This window comes from Halomonas sp. MMH1-48 (assembly GCF_022348105.1).
Classification (GTDB): domain Bacteria; phylum Pseudomonadota; class Gammaproteobacteria; order Pseudomonadales; family Halomonadaceae; genus Vreelandella; species Vreelandella piezotolerans.
This window is the reverse complement of the sequence record NZ_JAKRFL010000016.1, coordinates 37,228-56,367: the sequence shown is the minus strand read 5'-3', so window position 1 is coordinate 56,367 and position 19,140 is coordinate 37,228. Positions and strand designations below refer to the sequence as shown.

Annotated in this window: 15 protein-coding genes; 9 read left to right on the top strand and 6 right to left on the bottom strand. The window is 57.2% G+C overall.

What is annotated here, in order from left to right:
- Positions 1-137 precede the first annotated feature (137 nt).
- The 4 genes from MHM37_RS17195 to MHM37_RS13520 all read left to right on the top strand — a co-directional run bounded on the left by MHM37_RS17195 (position 138) and on the right by MHM37_RS13520 (position 2,134).
- Entirely contained in the window at positions 138-419 is a 282-nt protein-coding gene (locus MHM37_RS17195) for a general stress protein (protein WP_343218255.1), read from the top strand.
- Between the two features lie 76 nt (positions 420-495).
- Positions 496-699: a hypothetical protein gene (locus tag MHM37_RS13530; protein WP_153844175.1), complete on the top strand. Its 204-nt coding sequence runs from the start codon at positions 496-498 to the stop codon at positions 697-699.
- 52 nt (positions 700-751) lie between these two features.
- Positions 752-1,588, top strand: a complete 837-nt coding sequence (locus MHM37_RS13525; RefSeq protein ID WP_153844174.1) for a manganese catalase family protein — start codon at positions 752-754, stop codon at positions 1,586-1,588.
- Positions 1,589-1,630: 42 nt separating this feature from the next.
- A complete protein-coding gene (locus MHM37_RS13520) occupies positions 1,631-2,134 on the top strand; it encodes a DUF892 family protein (protein ID WP_139526283.1) in 504 nt (167 codons plus the stop codon).
- Between the two features lie 178 nt (positions 2,135-2,312).
- On the opposite strand, the gene MHM37_RS13515 is transcribed toward MHM37_RS13520, so the two are convergent.
- The gene (locus MHM37_RS13515) at positions 2,313-4,337 is read right to left on the bottom strand and encodes a CocE/NonD family hydrolase (protein WP_239297012.1); all 2,025 of its coding nucleotides are present in this window, start codon (positions 4,335-4,337) and stop codon (positions 2,313-2,315) included.
- Between the two features lie 10 nt (positions 4,338-4,347).
- Positions 4,348-5,526, bottom strand: a complete 1,179-nt coding sequence (locus tag MHM37_RS13510; protein WP_239297011.1) for an ATP-grasp domain-containing protein — start codon at positions 5,524-5,526, stop codon at positions 4,348-4,350.
- A 540-nt stretch (positions 5,527-6,066) separates the two neighbouring features.
- Between MHM37_RS13510 and MHM37_RS13505 the strand changes: the two genes are divergently transcribed.
- The 3 genes from MHM37_RS13505 (at position 6,067) to MHM37_RS13495 (ending at position 8,965) form a co-directional block, all read left to right on the top strand.
- Positions 6,067-6,870: a Crp/Fnr family transcriptional regulator gene (locus MHM37_RS13505; RefSeq protein WP_239297009.1), complete on the top strand. Its 804-nt coding sequence runs from the start codon at positions 6,067-6,069 to the stop codon at positions 6,868-6,870.
- Positions 6,871-7,188: 318 nt separating this feature from the next.
- A complete protein-coding gene (thpD, locus tag MHM37_RS13500) occupies positions 7,189-8,172 on the top strand; it encodes an ectoine hydroxylase (RefSeq protein WP_239286095.1) in 984 nt (327 codons plus the stop codon).
- Positions 8,173-8,299: 127 nt separating this feature from the next.
- Positions 8,300-8,965 (top strand): fumarylacetoacetate hydrolase family protein, encoded by a 666-nt coding sequence (locus MHM37_RS13495; protein ID WP_139526288.1) that lies wholly within the window; start codon positions 8,300-8,302, stop codon positions 8,963-8,965.
- 80 nt (positions 8,966-9,045) lie between these two features.
- Here MHM37_RS13495 and speA read toward each other — a convergent pair whose 3' ends face one another.
- The gene (gene speA, locus MHM37_RS13490) at positions 9,046-10,968 is read right to left on the bottom strand and encodes a biosynthetic arginine decarboxylase (RefSeq protein WP_239286097.1); all 1,923 of its coding nucleotides are present in this window, start codon (positions 10,966-10,968) and stop codon (positions 9,046-9,048) included.
- Positions 10,965-11,924, bottom strand: a complete 960-nt coding sequence (locus tag MHM37_RS13485; RefSeq protein WP_153842471.1) for a homoserine kinase — start codon at positions 11,922-11,924, stop codon at positions 10,965-10,967. Before MHM37_RS13485 ends, speA begins: the two co-directional genes overlap by 4 nt.
- 173 nt (positions 11,925-12,097) lie before the next feature.
- Here MHM37_RS13485 and polA point away from each other — a divergent pair, with 173 nt between their 5' ends.
- Positions 12,098-14,863 (top strand): DNA polymerase I, encoded by a 2,766-nt coding sequence (polA, locus tag MHM37_RS13480; RefSeq protein WP_239297008.1) that lies wholly within the window; start codon positions 12,098-12,100, stop codon positions 14,861-14,863.
- Between the two features lie 112 nt (positions 14,864-14,975).
- Here polA and MHM37_RS13475 read toward each other — a convergent pair whose 3' ends face one another.
- Positions 14,976-16,001, bottom strand: coding sequence for a Fe(3+) ABC transporter substrate-binding protein (locus tag MHM37_RS13475; protein ID WP_139526292.1), 1,026 nt, complete (start codon positions 15,999-16,001; stop codon positions 14,976-14,978).
- Between the two features lie 237 nt (positions 16,002-16,238).
- On the opposite strand from MHM37_RS13475, the gene MHM37_RS13470 reads away from it, so the two are divergent.
- Complete coding sequence (locus MHM37_RS13470) at positions 16,239-17,336, top strand: ABC transporter ATP-binding protein (protein ID WP_139526293.1); 1,098 nt, start codon at positions 16,239-16,241, stop codon at positions 17,334-17,336.
- A 25-nt stretch (positions 17,337-17,361) separates the two neighbouring features.
- Here MHM37_RS13470 and MHM37_RS13465 read toward each other — a convergent pair whose 3' ends face one another.
- Complete coding sequence (locus MHM37_RS13465) at positions 17,362-19,062, bottom strand: iron ABC transporter permease (RefSeq protein ID WP_239297007.1); 1,701 nt, start codon at positions 19,060-19,062, stop codon at positions 17,362-17,364.
- Between the last annotated feature and the right edge of the window lie 78 nt (positions 19,063-19,140).

The following is a 19,140-nucleotide window of genomic DNA, read 5'->3' as shown; positions in this document are numbered from 1 at the left end:
AAAGGTTAAACGTTGTCGTTTAAGCCGCCATTCGCTTGATAAGAGAGTGAGGTTGGCTAGTCTCAAATTACTCGAGTGACACACCGAGTGCGAGTCAATGAGTTGGTTTTGCCGAATTCATGAAAAGGAGATTTATCATGGCGAATAACCGCAACGATAATGGAATGAGTCGCGAAGAGGCAGGACAAAAGGGGGGTGAAACTACCTCCAAAACCCACGATAAAGAGTTTTATCAGGATATCGGCCAAAAGGGTGGCGAAGCCACCGCTGATAGCCATGGCAAAGAGTTTTACGAAGATATTGGCCAAAAAGGCGGTGAAAACAGCGGAGGCAACTTTGCCAATGATCCCAAGCGCGCTTCAGAAGCCGGTAAGAAAGACGGTGAGAATAGCCACAGTGGTGGTGGTAACAACCGCTAACTAGGTAGCTGCCGCGTTCTCTTTACACGTTCAAGAGTGCCTTTTGCCTTTAGGTAAAAGGCACAAGGAGTCAAGGATGAATCATCCTGTGAACGATAAGAACTTCGATATGGTGAGCACGCTATATCATGCCTCTCAAGGCGTTCAGCTAAGCCAGCAGTTTTCTCAAGATGCCAAAGAAAAGTCGGATCAAGAGGCGCAAGCGTTTTTTGATCGCGTCACGCAGCATTATGAGGACATTGCAGACGAAGCACGGAAGCTATTAAAGCAAACGCTTTAAATACGTTGCCAGGGAGTGCGCTCCCTGGCAATTCACGAAGGAGAGTAGCGCTATGTTCCACCACTCTGGAAAGTTGCAGTATCCCGTTAAAGTCGACACTCCGAACCCAGAATTTGCCATGCTGCTGCAGCAGGCTATTGGCGGTATTGAGGGTGAAATCCGAGTGGCCATGCAGTACTTCTTTCAAGCAATGGGGGCTCGTGGTGATGACCGTATCCGCGATATGTTGATGTCCACGGCCACCGAGGAGTTGTCCCACATCGAGATGTTGGGTCATGCAGTGGCGCTCAATTTGGAAGGGGCGCCGGTTTCCTATCAAGAGGCGACAGCTAAAGACCCGGTTATGAACGCCATTTTGGGCGGTGCCAATCCACGTCATCTGCTTTCATCGGGCTTGTCGGCGATGCCAGTGAATGCCAATGGCGTCCCTTTTGATATGAGCCACGTTTACGCCACGGGCAATATCGCTGCTGATATGCTGGCCAACGCTACGGCCGAAGCTGGCGGTCGTGTCTTGGCATCGCGTCTCTACAATTGGACCGATGATCACGGCATGAAGGATTTTCTATCCTTTTTGATTGCTCGTGACACCTACCATCAGCAGCAATGGCTCGCAGTCATCGAAGAGTTGGGCGGCTTCGAAAAACAGCTGCCAATCCCCAATGCCACGCCGGAAGATCATGAGGCGATGCAGCACTCTTATTACTACCTCAACACCTTGATGGACAAGGAGGCGCCGAAGGGTCGTTGGTCCGAAGGCCCCTCGTTGGATGGCCGGAGCCAGTACAGCGTACGTAATCAGCCCGCCCCCGAAGGCCAAGAGCCTAGTCTGGGGAGTGCCAAGGAAAAGTCCGGGGCACAGAAGGAGCAAATCGACCCCAATAAATAAGGGAAAGTATCCTACGCCGCGAATGAACAAGGAGAGCACACGATGGAAGCCAAGTATTTGGAAGATTGGTTACGCGATGCGCATGCTATGGAAAAGCAAGCGGAAGAGATGTTGAAAGCACAGGCCAAGCGGATAGAGCACTACCCGGCGCTGAGCGCCCGCATCGATCAGCATTTGCACGAAACCGAGCATCAGGCAGAAAAGCTAGAGCGGGTAATGAACGAGCTGGGTATCGATACGTCCGCCGTCAAAGATATGGGCGGTAAACTAACCGCTTTCGGCCAATCGCTAGGCGGTATGATGGCCGGGGACGAAGTGGTCAAAGGCGGGATTGCGAGCTACGCCTTCGAGTGTTTCGAAATTGCCAATTATAAGGCATTGATTGCCGCTGCAGAGCAGGCCAATCAACCGGAGGTAGTGCGTGTATGCCGTGAGATCCTTGAAGAAGAACAGGCCATGGCCGATTGGTTGGACCAGCATCTGGACGATACCACGCGCACGTTCCTGGCGCGCGCGGATGACAACGACGTGCAGGCTAAAAAATAGCGCGAAGCAACGCTGTCAAGCCCAGTAGCTTACTTGCACGTCCAGTAGCTTACTTGGCAACGCCCTTTTCCCCGGTAGCCCTGACCGGGGTTTTTTATGCATGTATCCATGCACATTGAGCCACGACCGCCCCGCTAATAACGAAGGGCGGTCTGACGATCACTGAGAGCCTGACAGGTTACAGGTGGTCTCGAGGAATCTTGGACGACCAATTCTTGGAAAAGACACGATAGGCGTTTTCATAGGCATCTAGCTGGGCGTGAACCAAAAAGTGTGTGTCGGTGCAGGTAAGTACCGTGCGGGTATACACCTCGGTATCCCAGTCGCCGCGTTTGAAGTGGCTTTCGGTGAGGGTTTCGCCTTGGGCAGATGTGAAGTCATCGGTCACGGTACTGTAGTACTCCCGCGCGCTCCGGTGAATCTCGGTGCCCGTATCGTCGATGCGAAAACGTCCTTGGTCGTTGATGACTTCCAGCGTCGATCGTTTGGTGGCCAGGTCTCGGTGTAATAGCCAGTTATGTTGACTGGGATCAAGCGTGGTGGTGGCCAGCGGTGGCGCTGCTTCGGGAGCGGCAAAGGCAAAGGGCGTCTCTGCGTGAGACACCGTGCGTACGGGGAGATGCAATTGGCACTCTTTTAGTGTGATGTCGACCTGAGCAGGCGCAGGAGATAGCCACGCCAACGGCCAGTAAGTGGTCGAGATCGACAGGCGAAGCTGGTGTCCTTTAGGGAAGCGCTGAGCAATACCGTTCATGGCCAACTGTACTCGGTACTCTCTGCCGGGCACCAGCTCGCTCGGGTGCTCATCGCTCTCCCGGTGGGTCAGGTTGAGCAGCCCGTAGGTCACGCGGGTCGCCTTGCCATCGGGAGCGACGTCGGACAGGCGCGCGGCCAGCATGGCCTGGGGTTGATCGCAGGAAACCGTCAGTGACAATGTGGCGACGCCGAACATATCCAGCGCTTCCTCTAGCGGCTCGCTGCTGAACACTAACGATCCTCCGTCCTCTTCACGCTGGTCACCGGGAAGGTCTGGCGTGGCGGCATAGGAGCACCATTTTCCCGCCGACATCCCTACGCTAACAGGCGACTGTAAACCCAGTGTGGACGGCACGAGGTGTGCTGGCATCGGCTCGGTCGTCAGGCGGTTGGGCTGTAGGTAGTAGCGCTGCATGTGGAGGTTGGGGGAGGGCCATTGCGCTTCGCTTAGCCAGCGCCCAGGCCGCTCGGCGTAGCTATTATCCGGCGGTACACTGTCTTGTTGCCAGACACGCAACATGGGTTCTTCCATGATGCCGTTCTGTTTACCTTTCAACCAGTAGTCCCACCAGCGCAGCGCTTCCTGGAGGAACCCAATGGCCGGGCCGGGAATGCCTTGGTGAGGGTATTTATGCCCCCAGGGACCAATGAGCCCTTTCCGGGGTACTTCCAAATGCTCCATCAACCGCAAGACGGTGTTGGTAAATCCATCGGCCCAGCCGCCCACGGCGTAAACGGGGCACTGTATCGCCTCGTAATGTTCGCCCACCGAGCTGGTCGACCAGTAGGCGTCTCGACGCTGATGGCGCAGCCACTGATCGAGCCATAGCCCGCTGTGCTCCATGCGATCGAACCACATGGTTCGCCAGCGGTCGCCGACGATCTCTGGATCGGGAGGCAGTGCATTGAAGGCGAACATCACCGTCGCCTCGGAAAGGTTATCGCCCAACAGACAGCCACCCATGTAGTGCATGTTGTCGGCATAAAGGTCGTCGCTAGAACACAGGCTGATGATCGCCTTGAGGGCGGGCGGCTGTTTGGCCGCCACTTGCAGACTATTGAAACCACCCCAGGAGATACCCATCATACCGACGTTGCCATCGCACCACTGCTGTTCGGCCAACCAGGCGATAGCATCGACCGCGTCTTGCTGCTCTTGCTGAGTGTACTCGTCAATAAGTACGCCGTCGGAGTCGCCGCTTCCGCGCATATCCACTCGCACACAAACGTAGCCGTGGCCCGCCAGGTAAGGGTGGTTGCTGGCATCGCGGCCTCGCGTCACGTCGCGTTTGCGGTAGGGAATATACTCCATGATGGCAGGAAACGGTGTGGCGTCGGGCGTGTCGGGGAGCCATACCTTGGCGGCTAGCTGTTGTCCATCGCGCATGGGGATGAAGAGGTTTTCAATCTCGCGGATGGGGTAGGGAAAATCGCGAACGATTTCCATAGGGGCCTCCTTACGTATCGATGGGCTCGATATCGAAATTGAGAACATCCAGGCAGAACTGATAATTCTGCTCGATCTCCTCATGAGTGTTGCCAGTCACGTAAAGCGTGCCCAGGCGGTAACAGAAACTGTCCTGATGCATCAGATGGCTAAGTTGTTGGCCTGGCGCGACATCGATCACGACCTCTGTATGCGGCAGCCGTTTTCTCAGCGCGGCGATCTCTGCGTCACTGGGGATGCGCTTGACCACGCCATCTTGGTGGGCAAAGGGAATGAAGCATTTGGCGGCAATCGGGGCAACGCCCTGACGGTTCAGCAGCGATGGGCGTTGGCCGAGGGCGATATCCAGGGCGATTTCATGATTCGACATGCCATCGACCATGACGAAAATCTCGCTATGAGATTGCGAGATGCGCGTATTCACTTCGATTAACCATAGTTTTTCTCGTGCCTCGTCCCACATGAACTCGACGTTGAAACAACCGTTGTTATAGCCGATATGGGTAAGAAAGGTTTTGGCGGTTTCCACCATTTTATGGTGAACGTGCTCAGGAAGATTGCTGGGGTACTCCAAGCGATCGAACAGTGACATGGAGTTCTTGGCTTTAGGTTGAGAGATGATGCCGTGAACATTGAACTCCCCGTTGAAGACAGAACCTTCAGGGGCACCTTGAACACCGCTGATGATCTCTTCAGCGATACAGGCATTGCCGTCTAAATGCGCTATCTCATCGGGTACGTTTACATAAGAAAGTGCTTCATTAAAAGCGTCACCGAGTTGGCGGATGCCCGCGCGAATCTCTTTGATAGCCTCTTCGAATTGAGCCGACGTTTCGATCTTGAAGCCTAGATGGGAAGAGAACGCTTTCACTGGCTTCAACCAAAACGGGTAGTCGAGCGTCACTTGGGAGAGCGGATCATCGGCGAAAGGATCGATCCCGCAAAACTTAGGTACCACCTCGGGCACGACTTTTTGCTGCTCTATGCGGCTCCAATACTTATGCTCACATTTTAAAACGCTCGTAATTGAGGGTGAGGGAATTTGGTACTGTTGGCATAAAATAGGCACGATCACACTCGTGGGAAAGTCCCATTGTGCAATAATCGCATCGACCGTGCCGGGATACGCATCTAGGTGCTCTTTGGCTAATGAAAGTAGATGATTAAAAGAGATTTTCTCTGCTTCCACGGCGCTCTTTACATCTAATACTCCATGTATATCTAAGTTCTTTTGCTCTCTTAGTGTTTGCATGGATTTTTTTTTGCTTGTCTTCTAAAGCAATGACGAAAACGTGACGTTTCATGCGCTACTCCATTAGTCGGTAAGTGGGCGAACGATCCCTATTGCCCCGCACTGAGCGTATGAAAGACCTTTTTTATTTTCCAGGGTACGTAAGTTTTAAAGCTTAAAAATTAATGTATGTGGCACTTTTAATGAGTTATGTACGAGGGTGAATGTTTCAGCCGGTGTGTTTGTTTTTGATTTTGTTATGCTGCGGGGTGCGATAGGATTAATTGACTATTGTCGAATACGCGTAGTAGAGAAAATTTTAACAAATGTTAATAATCGGATGTTTTTTGACATTTGCTAGCATGGATTATAAAACCGTCTTGTTTAGTCATTTATATTTGTCTATATTTTTGTCGCGTTATCTTCCTTTCTATATATCGGCATTATAAATAATTCCTGGTGAGTATAGCTTTTGTCTAACTACAAAGGAGTGTAGAGATGGATAAGGTTACTGAAGAAGAGTATCAGCAAGTGGAAGATAGAAATCGCAAAAGTGTACATGGCGGCTTGAGTGGTGACAGTTCTTGTATAGGGTTGGGTGAGGTACTTGGCCTCTACGGTGAACTGGGGGGCGATGCCCGAGAGGCATTGGCGAATATTCGACAAAAACCCGTCGAGCTACGGCGTAACCAAAAAGTGTTTTCGCTATGCGAGGGTCGCGCCGACATTTTTGTGGTCAAGGAGGGGTGGGCGAGCCTTTCGCACGCGACCAGCACACGAGGGCAGGACATATGTAATGTCTTTATGCCGGGCGATATCATTGGCATGCGTGAAAGTTTTTTTGAAAGCCATGATATCGTGATTCTCTCTTTAACTAATTGCAAACTCGAAAAAGTATCGGTCGATGACTTGCACGAGTTGCTTAAAACCAATGAGGAAATAAGAAAGGCCATCACTTCTTATGTCATGGTCAATGACAATATTACGATCGAGCGATTAAGAAGCTGTACGCATCATCGCTCGGAAGAACGCGTGGCACACTTTCTTTTAGAAGTGTATGCTCGCTTTAATTTTAAAGGATTGCTAACAGGCAATGTGTTCTCGTTCCCGGTCACTCAAGATGTCGTGGGTGAACTGCTGGGAATGACGAGCGTGCATGTGAGCCGGTGTATGACAGCACTAGAGCAGAAAAAGCTAATCCGTAAAACACGTAGCAGTATCAAACTGTTGAAGCCCGAAGAAATGGCGCGAAATACCGGGTTTGATCGCGATTTTATTTATGGCCATTTATGCCTTGGTTAGCGTTTCCGAGAGCTAGAATAACCAGAGCGGCGCTTGTAAAGGCTTCTCTGGTTTTTTTAGGTCTATCGATCAGGGCGAAACAAGAGGTCACTATTATCGGGCGTTAAAGTTATAAGGTATATCGATAAATAATAAGGATTTTTCTTAAGGCGTTTTTTTGCGATAGTCAGAGATGAGGAGGTGAATGTCATAACCCACGTTATGAAAGGAGCCATCCTAGGTTGCAAGCGCAGAAAGGTTAGCTACCCTATCTACTGCGCTGTGTTTCTAAATGAGACACGTTTTAACTGAAGTTTAATCATACAAGGAGTGGATTAGATGACAGTCAGCAATACACCGCTTAACCATGTGACCGCCCACAAACAGTATAGCGAGATGGCCGACGTGCCCACGGCGGGCAATGCTAGGGTGGTAGACGCTTATCCCACACGCTTGGCCCAAGCGCCTGCATCACTCACGCAACCCCGCCAGGATGGCGTCGTAAAAGGGCGTGCGCTACCGGGACCGCTGAGTGAGGCTCAGCTCGATGAGTTCGAACGCAAGGGATATTTGTTCATTCCCAATTTGATCGATGGCGAAGAGCTGGAGGCGCTGCGCCAAGAGATGAACGCCCTGCTGAGCAACGACGCCTATCGCGATAAGGCGTTCAGCATCACCGAGCCAGAAAGCCATGAGATTCGCTCACTGTTTGCCGTGCATCGCCTTTCTGAGCGATTAGGGGCGCTTGCCAGCGACGAGCGCGTGGCCGGGGCGGCTCGTCAGATCATCGGTGACGACCCCTACGTGCATCAGTCGCGTATCAACTACAAGCCGGGCTTTGCCGGTAAAGGCTTCAATTGGCACTCGGACTTCGAGACCTGGCACGCTGAAGATGGTATGCCTAACATGCACGCGGTCAGCGCCTCGCTGATTTTGACCGACAACCACGAGTTCAATGGCCCGCTGATGTTGATTCCGGGCTCGCATATGGAATTCGTGCCTTGCCTGGGAGAAACGCCGGAAGACAACCACAAGCGCTCGTTGAAAGCGCAGGAAGTGGGCGTGCCGAGCCCAGAGGCGTTGACACACTTGGTCGATAAATACGGCATCGATGCCCCTAAAGGGAAAGCTGGCGGGCTGCTGTTGTTCGATTGCAACACGCTGCATGCGTCCAACGCCAACCTCTCGCCGGATCCGCGCAGCAACGTGTTCTTCGTGTTCAATCGGCCCGATAACCGCTGCGTTGCCCCGTTTGCCGCGCCTAAACAGCGTCCTTCATTCTTGGCGCATGGGCCTGAGGAGAGCGGGTATCCCGAGGCATAAGCGATCCAGATACTCCTGCAATTCGGAAATACGCGGTCGATACTGTGGAACATGGGCATGGCTGGGGTAGACTAATGCGCCTGTCGTTGCGAATACGGCACGCATAACGAGAAGGAGAAGACCCGCCATGCGTTTTGTTCCACAGTTTACCGATGGTCAGGAGTTTCCCCACGCGCTGGGCAAGGTCATCTGTGTCGGCCGCAACTATGCCGACCATGCCAAAGAGTTGGATAACCCGGTTCCTAGCGAACCGCTTCTGTTCATCAAGCCCGCCACCAGCGTGGTAGATTTAACCAAACCGCTCGATCCGCCATTTTCACGTGGTGACGTACACTACGAAGTCGAGCTGGCGCTACTAGTAGGCGAACGTCTGACCCACGCCACTCAGGATGAAGCCGAGCGTGCCATTGCGGGCATTGGTTTGGCGATGGATCTGACGCTGCGCGATGTGCAAACCAAGCTGAAAGAGAAAGGCCACCCTTGGGAGATCGCCAAGGCGTTCGATGGTGCCTGCCCGCTATCGCCCTTTTTGCCACTGAGCCGCGTGCCTAACTGGAACGCGCTGGCCTTTACCCTGGAAATCGACGGGGAAGAACGCCAGCACGGCGAAGGGGCCGATATGATTTTTGCCATTCCCACGCTGGTGGCAGAAATGAGCCGCCATTTCACCCTTGAACCGGGCGATGTGATTTTGACCGGCACGCCTGCGGGCGTGGGCGAGCTGCCGCGTGGCGCATCGCTACGTCTGACGCTCACTGGCGGTTTGGAGATCACCACCAGCGTCGTCGAATAACGTCGTCTACCTGCTCGCTTGTAACGCAAAGGCCACCGAGTGTCTCGGTGGCCTTTCTTATACACATTGAACCAGAGGGGCTACTCCAGGTAGGTGTAGCCCTCGAGGCCTTCGGTCAGGCTAGCGGCAAAGTGCGCCTGCTCCTCCTGAGAGAAACCGCTCGTGACCAGCTGCTCGGTGAGCTTCTGTTTCAGTACGCGGGCATCGAAATTGACGTAAGCCAGTACGTTGGCCACTGTGTCGCCCGCCTGGGGGTTAGAGAGCACCCACTCGCCGTCAGCGCTGAGCGCCGCATCGACGGAGTCGGTGTCGCCGAACAAGTTATGTAGGTCTCCGAGAATCTCTTGGTACGCTCCTACTAGGAAGAAGCCCAGCCAGCGCTCGTCATCGTTGGCCCACTCGGGTAGCGGCAGAGTGCTTTCTACCCCTTGTCCATCCACGTAACTATCGATACGCCCATCGGAATCGCAGGTGATGTCCTGAATCACCGCACGGCGAGTCGGCGCTTTGTCCAAACCGGTGAGAGGCAGCACGGGGAAGATCTGCTCGATGCCCCATACGTCCGGCACCGACTGGAACAGCGAGAAGTTGACGAACAGCTTGTCGGCGAGCTTTTCGGCCAGCTCGTCCATGATCTCGCGGTGAGCGCGATTGCGCGTATCCAGCTTACCGCGCAGGCGCGTGCATGCGGCCATGTAAAGGCGTTCGCCCTCGGCACGGGCGTTGATGCTGCTCAGACCCAGAACGAAACGGTCGTGTAACTCGCTGACTGCCTGCAACAGGTCGTGCCACGCCTCGACCAGCACCCGCGGTTCTTGGGTCTCGGCCAACTGGTCGAACACTCGCCACAGCTCTTCGACTTGCGGGTCCTGCTCTTGCGTTGCCCGCTCTGGCGGCGTGTCGTTGACACGCTCTTCGCCGATCACGTTGGTGATCAGCACTGCGTGGTGGGCGGTGAGCGAGCGGCCCGATTCGCTGATCAAGTGCGGCTGGGGCAGATCAGCCTCCTGGCAGAGCTGGGAGAACGCGCTGACCACGTTGCGGGCGTACTCCTGCATGGAGTAGTTCGCCGAGCAGTAGCTGCGCGAGCGGGTGCCTTCGTAGTCGATGCCCAAGCCGCCACCGACGTCGACGGTGTCGATGGGCGCGCCCAGACTCATTAGATTCTGATAAAAGCGGGCGCATTCGCGCAGGCCGCGCTGAATGTCGCGAATGTTGGCGATCTGCGAGCCTAGATGGAAGTGCACGAGCTGCAGGCTCGCCAAGGCATCTTCGGCGCGCAGGGTGTCGACCACTTCCAAAATCTGGCTGGCGGTGAGGCCGAACTTCGATTTCTCGCCGCCCGTGTTCTGCCACTTCCCTTTACCCACCGAGGACAGGCGTGCTCGCAGGCCAATGCGCGGCGTCACGTCCAGCTCGCGGGCCTCCTCGAGAATCAGCGCCAGCTCGGAGAGTTTCTCCACCACTAGGTACACTTTGTGGCCGAGCTTCTCGCCCAGCAGCGCCAGGCGCACGTACTCGCGGTCTTTATAACCATTGCACACGATCAGTGACGAGCCGCCATCCGACAGCGCCAACACTGCCAGCAGCTCCGGCTTGCTTCCGGCTTCCAGGCCGACGCGGCCGTTACCGCGCTCGGAGGTCGCCAAAATCTCCTCCACGACGCGGCGCTGCTGGTTCACTTTGATGGGGTAAACGGCGGTATAGCCGCCTTGGTAGTCCACGTCCCGCATGGCGGCATCGAAGGCACCGCAGAGCTGCTCGACGCGGTCGTGGAGAATGTCGCTAAAGCGCACCAGTACCGGCAGGCGCAGCCCGGCGCTTTGCAGCTGGCGGACCAGCGCGCTGATGGGCAGCGCAGGGCCTTCCGCATCGCTGCCGAGTGGGCGCACCAGGGCTTGGCCGTGGTCGTCGACGTCGAAGTAACCGCTGCCCCACTGGTCCATGTTCCACGTGCGGCGGGCACGCACGGCGGGGCTACTGCTCGTTGCCATGTCACTCATGAAGATGCCTCTGGAATGGGAAGTGCGCCCCACGCGATGCGTGCCTTGAGAATCACGCGGAAGCGTTCGGGGTCATGGGGAGTCAAGTCGTGGGCCGGCGGGTCGACATACACCACCAGAAGCCGCGACAGCCAGTAGCGCAGAGCCGTCATCCGCAGCATGGTCGGCCACAGGGTGCGCTCGGTCTCGGTAAGCGGACGACGTGCTTGGTAGGCGCTCAAAATCGCATGGTAGCGCTCGGCATTCAGCGAGCCATCCTCATTGGAGGCCCAGTCGTTGATTACGATGGCGAGATCGAACAGCAGGTCGCCAGTGCAGCCGTTGTAGAAATCGATGATGCCGCCGAGGCTGTCGCCTTCGTACAGCGTATTGTCGCGGAACAGGTCGCCGTGCAGCGCCCCCTGGGGCAGCGCGCCGTGCTGATGGAACTCGCTCTCGACATCGTCGACTTCGTTTTTCATCAGCGTCTGATCGTCGGGGCTGATGTAGGTGAGCACCTTATGGTGGACCGCTCGCAGCCAGTGCAGGTCGCGGGGGTTGGGGCGGTGCCCAGGAAACCGTTGCGACACTTTATGCAGTTGACCAAGAGCAGTGCCCAGCGCATGACACTGCGCCAAGTTGGGGGCGCTGGGGTGTTTGCCCGGTAGGCGCGGGAACAGTAGCGCGGGCTTGCCCGCCAAGCTATGTAGGGCAACGCCCTCACGGTCGTGAATGGTGCCCGGTACCGGCAGGCGGTGCTCGTCTAGGTAATCGAGCAGTTCCACGAAAAACGGCAGCTCTTCGTGCTCGCCCTGTTCGAACAGGGTGAGCACCAGCTCGCGGCGGTCGGTGGTCACGAAAAACGTCGAATTCTCCGTGCCGCCGGCCACACCCTGAAGTGCGACAAAGCTGCCAACATCGAATTTTTCCAAAAACGCGGCGACCTGTGCGTCGCTAAGCGGGGTGAATACTGCCATGAGGATCTCGCCCAGGTTGCTAAGCCCATTATTGTAGCGGCTTGCCGCACGAGTTGGCAGCGTTGTGTGGCGATGCGCCTCGTGTTTTACGGCTCTTTTCTGCAGGCCCGGCGTTGAACGCGTATCATAGAGAGCAGACATCCTTACCGTTTTGCTGACTATGGAATTTGGTTATGGCCCGTGCCCCAATCGTGCTCGTCGATGGCTCTTCGTACCTCTACCGCGCGTTTCATGCGCTGCCGCCGCTAACGACCTCTAACGGTCAGCCGACCGGGGCCGTGAAGGGCGTACTGAACATGCTCAAACGGCTGATGAAAGACTACCCCGATAGCCCCATGGCGGTGGTGTTCGACGCGCCGGGTAAAACCTTCCGCGATGAGCTGTACAGCGATTACAAGGCCCATCGTCCGCCCATGCCGGACGACCTGCGCAGCCAAATCGAACCGCTGCACGCCTGTGTCAAAGCACTCGGCCTGCCGCTGCTGTGCATCGAAGGGGTCGAGGCGGATGACGTGATCGGCACGTTGGCGCACCACGCCACTCAGGCTGGCCGCGACGCGGTGATCTCCACCGGCGATAAGGACATGGCCCAACTGGTGAACGGTCACATCACGCTGGTCAACACCATGAAAGAGGAAACCCTCGATGAAGCGGGCGTGGAGGAGAAGTTTGGCCTTCCTCCCGCACTGATCATCGACTTCCTCGCGCTGATGGGCGACAAGGTGGATAACATCCCCGGCGTGCCTGGGGTGGGCGAAAAAACCGCCATCGGTCTGCTGCAAGGTATGGGCGGCGGTTTGGACACGATTTATGGCGATTTAGAACGCGTGACCACCCTCGGTTTCCGTGGCGCGAAAACGTTACCCAAAAAACTGGAAGAGCATCGGGAGCAGGCCTTTCTCTCTTATCAGCTGGCCACCATCAAAACCGACTGCGACTTGCCCGTGGGATTGGATGATTTGGACATTGCCCACCCGGACCGCGAAGCGCTGGTCGAGCTGTACAAACAGATGGAGTTCAAACAGTGGCTCGCCGAGCTGCTGGAAGGTAACGACGAAGGCGTGGACGATGTGGCAGGCGGCGAGCCCGTCTCGGAAGCAGCCGACAGCGCGACGGAGACGGCGCCGACCGAGCGCCACGACCATGTGATTACCGAGCAGGCCGAGCTGGAGGCGTGGCTCGAACGGCTCAACGAAGCCGAACGCTTCTGCTTCGATCTGGAAACCACCAGCCTGAACTATATGGATGCCGATATCGTCGGCGTGGGGATTGCATTGAAGGCAGGCGAGGCCGCCTATATTCCGTTGGCTCATGATTATCTGGACGCCCCGGCCCAGTTGGACCGCCACACGGTTCTCCAGGCGTTGAAGCCGCTACTGGAAGATCCTGCCAAGACCAAGATTGGCCAGAACCTGAAGTACGATATCTCCGTGCTCGCCAACGTGGACATTCATGTCGTGGGGCCGCTGGCGGACACCATGCTGGCCTCCTACGTGCTCAACTCCACCGCCACGCGTCACGATATGGACTCGCTGGCGTTGAAGTACCTGGGTGAGAAAACCATTTCCTTCGAAGAGATCGCAGGCAAAGGGGCCAAGCAGCTCACCTTCAACCAGATCGCCCTGGAGCAGGCGGCGCCTTACGCCTGTGAGGACGTCGACATCACCCTGCGCCTACAAGAGTCGTTGCGCCCGCAGGTCGAACGGGAAGGGCGTTTGGCCGAGGTGCTCGACCACCTCGAACTGCCGCTGATCAACGTGCTGTCGCGCATCGAGCGCAATGGCGTTGCCCTCGATGCAGAGCGCCTTCACGAACAGAGCCAGCAGCTCGAACAGCGTATCCGTGAGTTAGAGAGCGAGGCCTTCGAGCTGGCGGGCCGCGAGTTCAATCTGGGCTCGCCCAAGCAGTTAGGGCAGATTCTGTTCGACGAGCAGAAAATCCCGGTGATCAAGAAAACGCCCAAAGGCGCGCCCTCCACGGCGGAAGCGGTACTCGAAGAGCTGGCGCTAGACTACCCGCTGCCTAAAGTCATCATGCAGCACCGTGGCCTGGCCAAGCTGAAATCCACCTACACCGATAAGCTACCGCGCCTGCTCAACAAGACGACGGGGCGGGTTCACACCAGCTATCACCAGGCGGTCACGGCGACCGGGCGGCTGTCGTCGTCGGACCCCAACCTGCAGAACATTCCCATCCGCACCGAGGAGGGGCGCAAGATTCGCCAGGCGTTCGTGGCGCGCCCTGGCTACCGCATCGTCGCAGCGGACTACTCGCAGATCGAGCTGCGCATCATGGCGCATCTATCTGAAGACAAAGGGCTGCTAGAGGCGTTTGCCGAAGGGCGCGATATCCACACCGCGACGGCGGCGGAAGTCTTCGGCACCTCGCTGGACAAGGTCTCCGCCGACCAGCGGCGCAGTGCGAAAGCCATCAACTTTGGCTTGATCTACGGCATGAGTGCCTGGGGGCTCTCTCGCCAGCTGCACATTGACCGTAACCAGGCGCAAACCTACATCGACCGTTACTTCGACCGCTACCCCGGTGTGGCCCGCTATATGGACCGTATTCGTACCCAGGCGGCGGAAGATGGCTTCGTCGAAACCGTGATGGGACGGCGGCTTTACCTGCCAGAGATCCACTCACAAAACCGCAGCCGACGACAAGGCGCCGAGCGTACGGCGATCAACGCGCCCATGCAGGGCACGGCGGCGGATATCATCAAGCAGGCGATGATCGACGTAGATACGTTGCTAGCGGAGGGAGAGTTCGATGCACTGATGGTCATGCAGGTACACGATGAACTGGTGTTCGAAGTGGCCGAGGCCCAGGTAGATCGCTTTATCGAGCAGGTGCAGGCGCGCATGCAGGCGGCGGCATCGCTCAACGTCCCGCTGATTGTAGAAGCGCAAAGGGGCGCGAATTGGGATGAAGCTCACTAACGAACGAGAGAGCACTCGCCAATAACACACAACCCCCACAGCGGTCGCTGTGGGGGTTGTGTTGAGTGCGTTACTTAAGCACCGGCTTCAAAAGCGTGTGCCCAGGCCGCGCTTAACGCCAGCTAACGCGGTCGAAGATACGTACCGCTTCCGGGTTGTTCTCACCCAGGATGCTGATGTTGATGTCGTCTTTGGCGAAATCGCCCCAAGACTCCAGCACCGGGTTTTTCTTCACGCCCTCGACCACCGGGAACTCGTAGTTACGCTCGGCCAGCACTTCCTGCGCTTCGTCGGAGGCCAGGAACTCCAGGAAGCGAATACCGTTTTCTGGGTTTTGAGCGTTGGCAACCAAGCCTGCACCGCCCACGTTCACGTGGGTGCCACGGTCATCCTGGTTGGGGAAGATCACGCCTACTTTGCGTGCGGCTTCACGCTCGGCGGCATCGTCAGAGTGCAGCAGACGCACGTAGTAGTAGTGGTTGGCGACGGCGAGGTTACACTCACCGCTGGCAACGCCGAGAATCTGATCCGTGTCACCGCCTTCTGGGTCGCGAGCCATGTTATTCACGACGCCCTGGGCCCACTCTTGCGCGCCCTCTTCGCCGTGGTGCTCGATCATCGACGCCAGCAGAGACTGGTTGTAAATGTTATTGGACGAGCGAATGCACACTTGGCCTTCGAACTGTGGATCGGCCAGGTCTTCGTACGTGGCGATCTGGCTCGGGTCGAAGTTTTCGCGGTTGTAGAAAATGACCCGCGCACGCTGGCTAAAGCCAAACCACATGCCTTCCGGATGACGCATGGAGGCCGGCAGGCGCTCGTTGAGTACCTCGGATTCGACGCTCTGGAACAGGCCATCTTGCTCGGCACGCCACAGGTTGCCCGCATCGACGGTCAACATGACGTCAGCAGGACTGGCCACGCCCTCACGCTGCATACGCTCCATTAGCTGGTTGGCGTCGCCTTCCAGCACGTTGACTTCAATACCCGTTTCGTCGGTGAACGCTTGGTAGAGAATTTCATCAGAGTCGTAATGACGAGCAGAGTAGATGTTGACTTCGTTAGCGAGTGCGCTGCTGGCAAACGCGGAGCCGGCCATGATGGCGGCAACGGAAGCCGAGAGACGTGCCTTTTTCATAAATAGCATCCTGAATGTTTATGATAATAAGTTGCATTAGCGCCGTAGGCTATTGAAACGTCTTGTTCGACACACGTCAAGTGAAATGGTAATGACACGCATCCCTTTTTATGTCAGGCGGGTCCGCGCAAGACGTGCATCTCTCGTTGATAGAAAATAGAATGCAAATACCTTTCAACCGTGTTTGCAATATCCATATGCTCAGCGCTATGTTGCGAACAACTCATGGGTGAACGAATGACGGCAACAGTGTCCCTTTCTGAGGTGGCTGCGCCCGCATCGGCGCTATCGCTGCGCGGTGTGCAGCATACGTTTGCAGCCAATCACGTCGTTAAGGGCATCGATCTCGATATCGCCCAGGGCGAGGTGGTCTGTTTGCTTGGCCCGTCTGGCTGCGGTAAAACCACGCTACTGCGCATCGCCGCAGGGCTCGAAGTGGTTCAAGAGGGCACCGTCAGTCTAGAAGGGCAGGCCATCGCTGCTCCCGGTAGACGTCATGTGCCGCCGGAGAAGCGCAATGTCGGGCTGGCGTTTCAAGACTCTGCCCTTTTTCCGCACTTGAGCGTGCTGGAAAACGTCACTTTTGGTTTGAAGCATCTGCCCTCTGGCCAGCGCCGCGCCCGAGCGCTGGAGCTATTGGCACAGCTGGGCATGGCCGATTACGCCGAGACTTACCCCCATATGCTCTCGGGTGGCCAGCAGCAGCGGGTGGCGCTGGCTCGCGCCCTGGCGCCCACCCCAAAATTGATGTTATTGGATGAGCCCTTCTCTAGCCTGGATGCCCGGCTACGTGATCGGATTCGCGACGATACGCTGCACGTGTTGAAAAAGCTGGGGTCTGCGACGCTGCTGGTTACCCACGACCCGGAAGAGGCGATGTTCATGGCCGACCGCATCGCCCTGATGCGCGATGGTAGGATCGTGCAGACGGGCACGCCGCGGGAGCTGTACTGCGCCCCGGTCGACCCGTTCGTCGTGACGTTTTTCGGTGAAGTCAACGAGCTCGAGGGCGTGGTAAAAGGCGGTGTCGTGCAAACGCCGGTGGGGCCCGTGGACGCAAGCTGGCTGCCCGAAGGCAGTGCCGCGCAGGTGATGATTCGCCCTGAGGCGCTGCGCATCAAAGAGCGCGATCTGCCGGCCGACGCTCATAGCCACAGCCATGTGGTGATGGCAAAGCTGCTCGGCCGCACGAGTTTGATTCACCTCTGCGCCCACGGCGCAAAGGGCCAGGAGGCACACCTCCACGCCCGTGTGCCGGGTGTTTTCCTCCCCCAAGAGGGACAGCCGATCGATATCGACCTCGACCACTCCCAGGTGTTTATCTTTCCGCGTTAAGCGCCTTGTTTTGTAAGGCGTCCGCTTACGCGGCTTGGCTGCCCGGGCGCGCCCGGCGCATCGCCAAGCTAAGAAGGATCACTGGCAAAATACCCACCAACACGATGGTCAACGAGGCCGTGGAGGCCTCCGCCAAGCGTTCGTCGGACGCCAAGCTATGGGCGCGCACCGCCAGAGTATCGAAGTTGAACGGGCGGAGAATGATCGTGGCGGGCAGCTCCTTCATCACATCCACGAACACCAGAATGCCGGCCGCCAGCAGGCTGCTGCGCATCAGCGGCGTATGAATGCGCCGGAGCGTCCCTCCAGCGGTTTGTCCCAGTGTACGTGAGGCGGCGTCCATGCTCGGGGTGACCTTGCCCAAGCTTGCCTCGACCGCGTTGAACGAGACGGCCAGAAAGCGCACGACGTAAGCGTAAATCAATATGAACGCCGTGCCGCTGAAGACTAGCCCGATGATGGTGTCGTAATGGGTGTGCAGCCAGGTGTTAATGGCATTATCTAGCCAGGCAAACGGAATCAAAATCCCCACGGCCACCACCGACCCCGGAATGGCGTAGCCCATGGCCGCGATGCGAGTAAACAGCCGCGCGCTGGGGGAGTCGTGCAGCCGCACGCCGTAGCTCAGCAGCACCGCTAGCCCCACGGCAATCAGCGCTGCAACCGTCGCGAGGCTCAGGCTGTTCATGGCAAAGCCGATGAAGCGCGTACCGAACAGCCGGTCCCCGGTGGTGATCGCCATTTCCAACAGAATGCCGCTGGGCAGCAAGAAGCCAACGGTGATCGGTAACAGGCAGGCCAGCGTCGCCCCGACGGCGTGCCAGCCGTGCAACCGGTACTCAGGCAACTGTTGATAGCGGTTGGTGGTGTGGAAGTAGCGGCGCTTACCCCGCGACCAGCGCTCCAGCAGCACGAAGGCGATCACGAAGGTCAGCAGGCAGGCGGCAAGCTGGGCCGCAGCAATCGGCTTACCCAGGCCAAACCAGGTGCGGTAAATACCCGTGGTGAAGGTATCCACGCCAAAGAACTGGACCGCGCCGAACTCATTGAGGGTTTCCATCAAGACCAGCGAGACGCCGCCTACCAGCGCCGGGCGCGCCAACGGCAGCGCCACGCTGGCAAACAGCCGCCAGGGGCCTCGCCCCAATGTTCGTCCTACATCCAGCACACACACCGATTGTTCTAAAAAGGTGGCACGGGCCAGCAGGTAGACGTAGGGATAGAGCACGAAGGTAATTAACGTGGCGGCACCGCCCAACGAGCGCACGTTGGGGAAGTAGTAGTCGCCCACCTGCCAGTCGAACCACTCCCGCAGCAGGCTTTGTAGCGGCCCGGCCACCTGTAGAAAGTCGGTGTAGGCGTAGGCGATCACGTATGTCGGCACGGCCAGCGGCAGTAGAAGCGCCCACTCGAACAGACGCTTGCCGGGAAAGCGACACATGACCACCAGCCAGGCGGTGCCGGTGCCGATCACCAAGGTGCCTAGCCCGACCCACAGTACCAGCCAAAACGTGTTGGAAAGATAGCGCGGTAAAACGGTACTGGCCAAGTGCTGCCAAACGCCTTCGGTGGGCATCACGATATGCGCGAGTACGACTAAGATGGGCAGCGCCACGATCAGCGCAATCAAGAACAGCGTCACTGACCAAGGGCTGAGCGACAGCGTAAAGCGCGAGGCGAAACCTGACAGCAGAGCCGTGGGTGAGCGGCGAGCAGGCGTAGACACGTCGTGAACTCCTAGGACGAGAGGCAGCGTGGCTCGTCAATGCGAAAAGATAGCGGCTGCAAATAGTATCACCTGGGC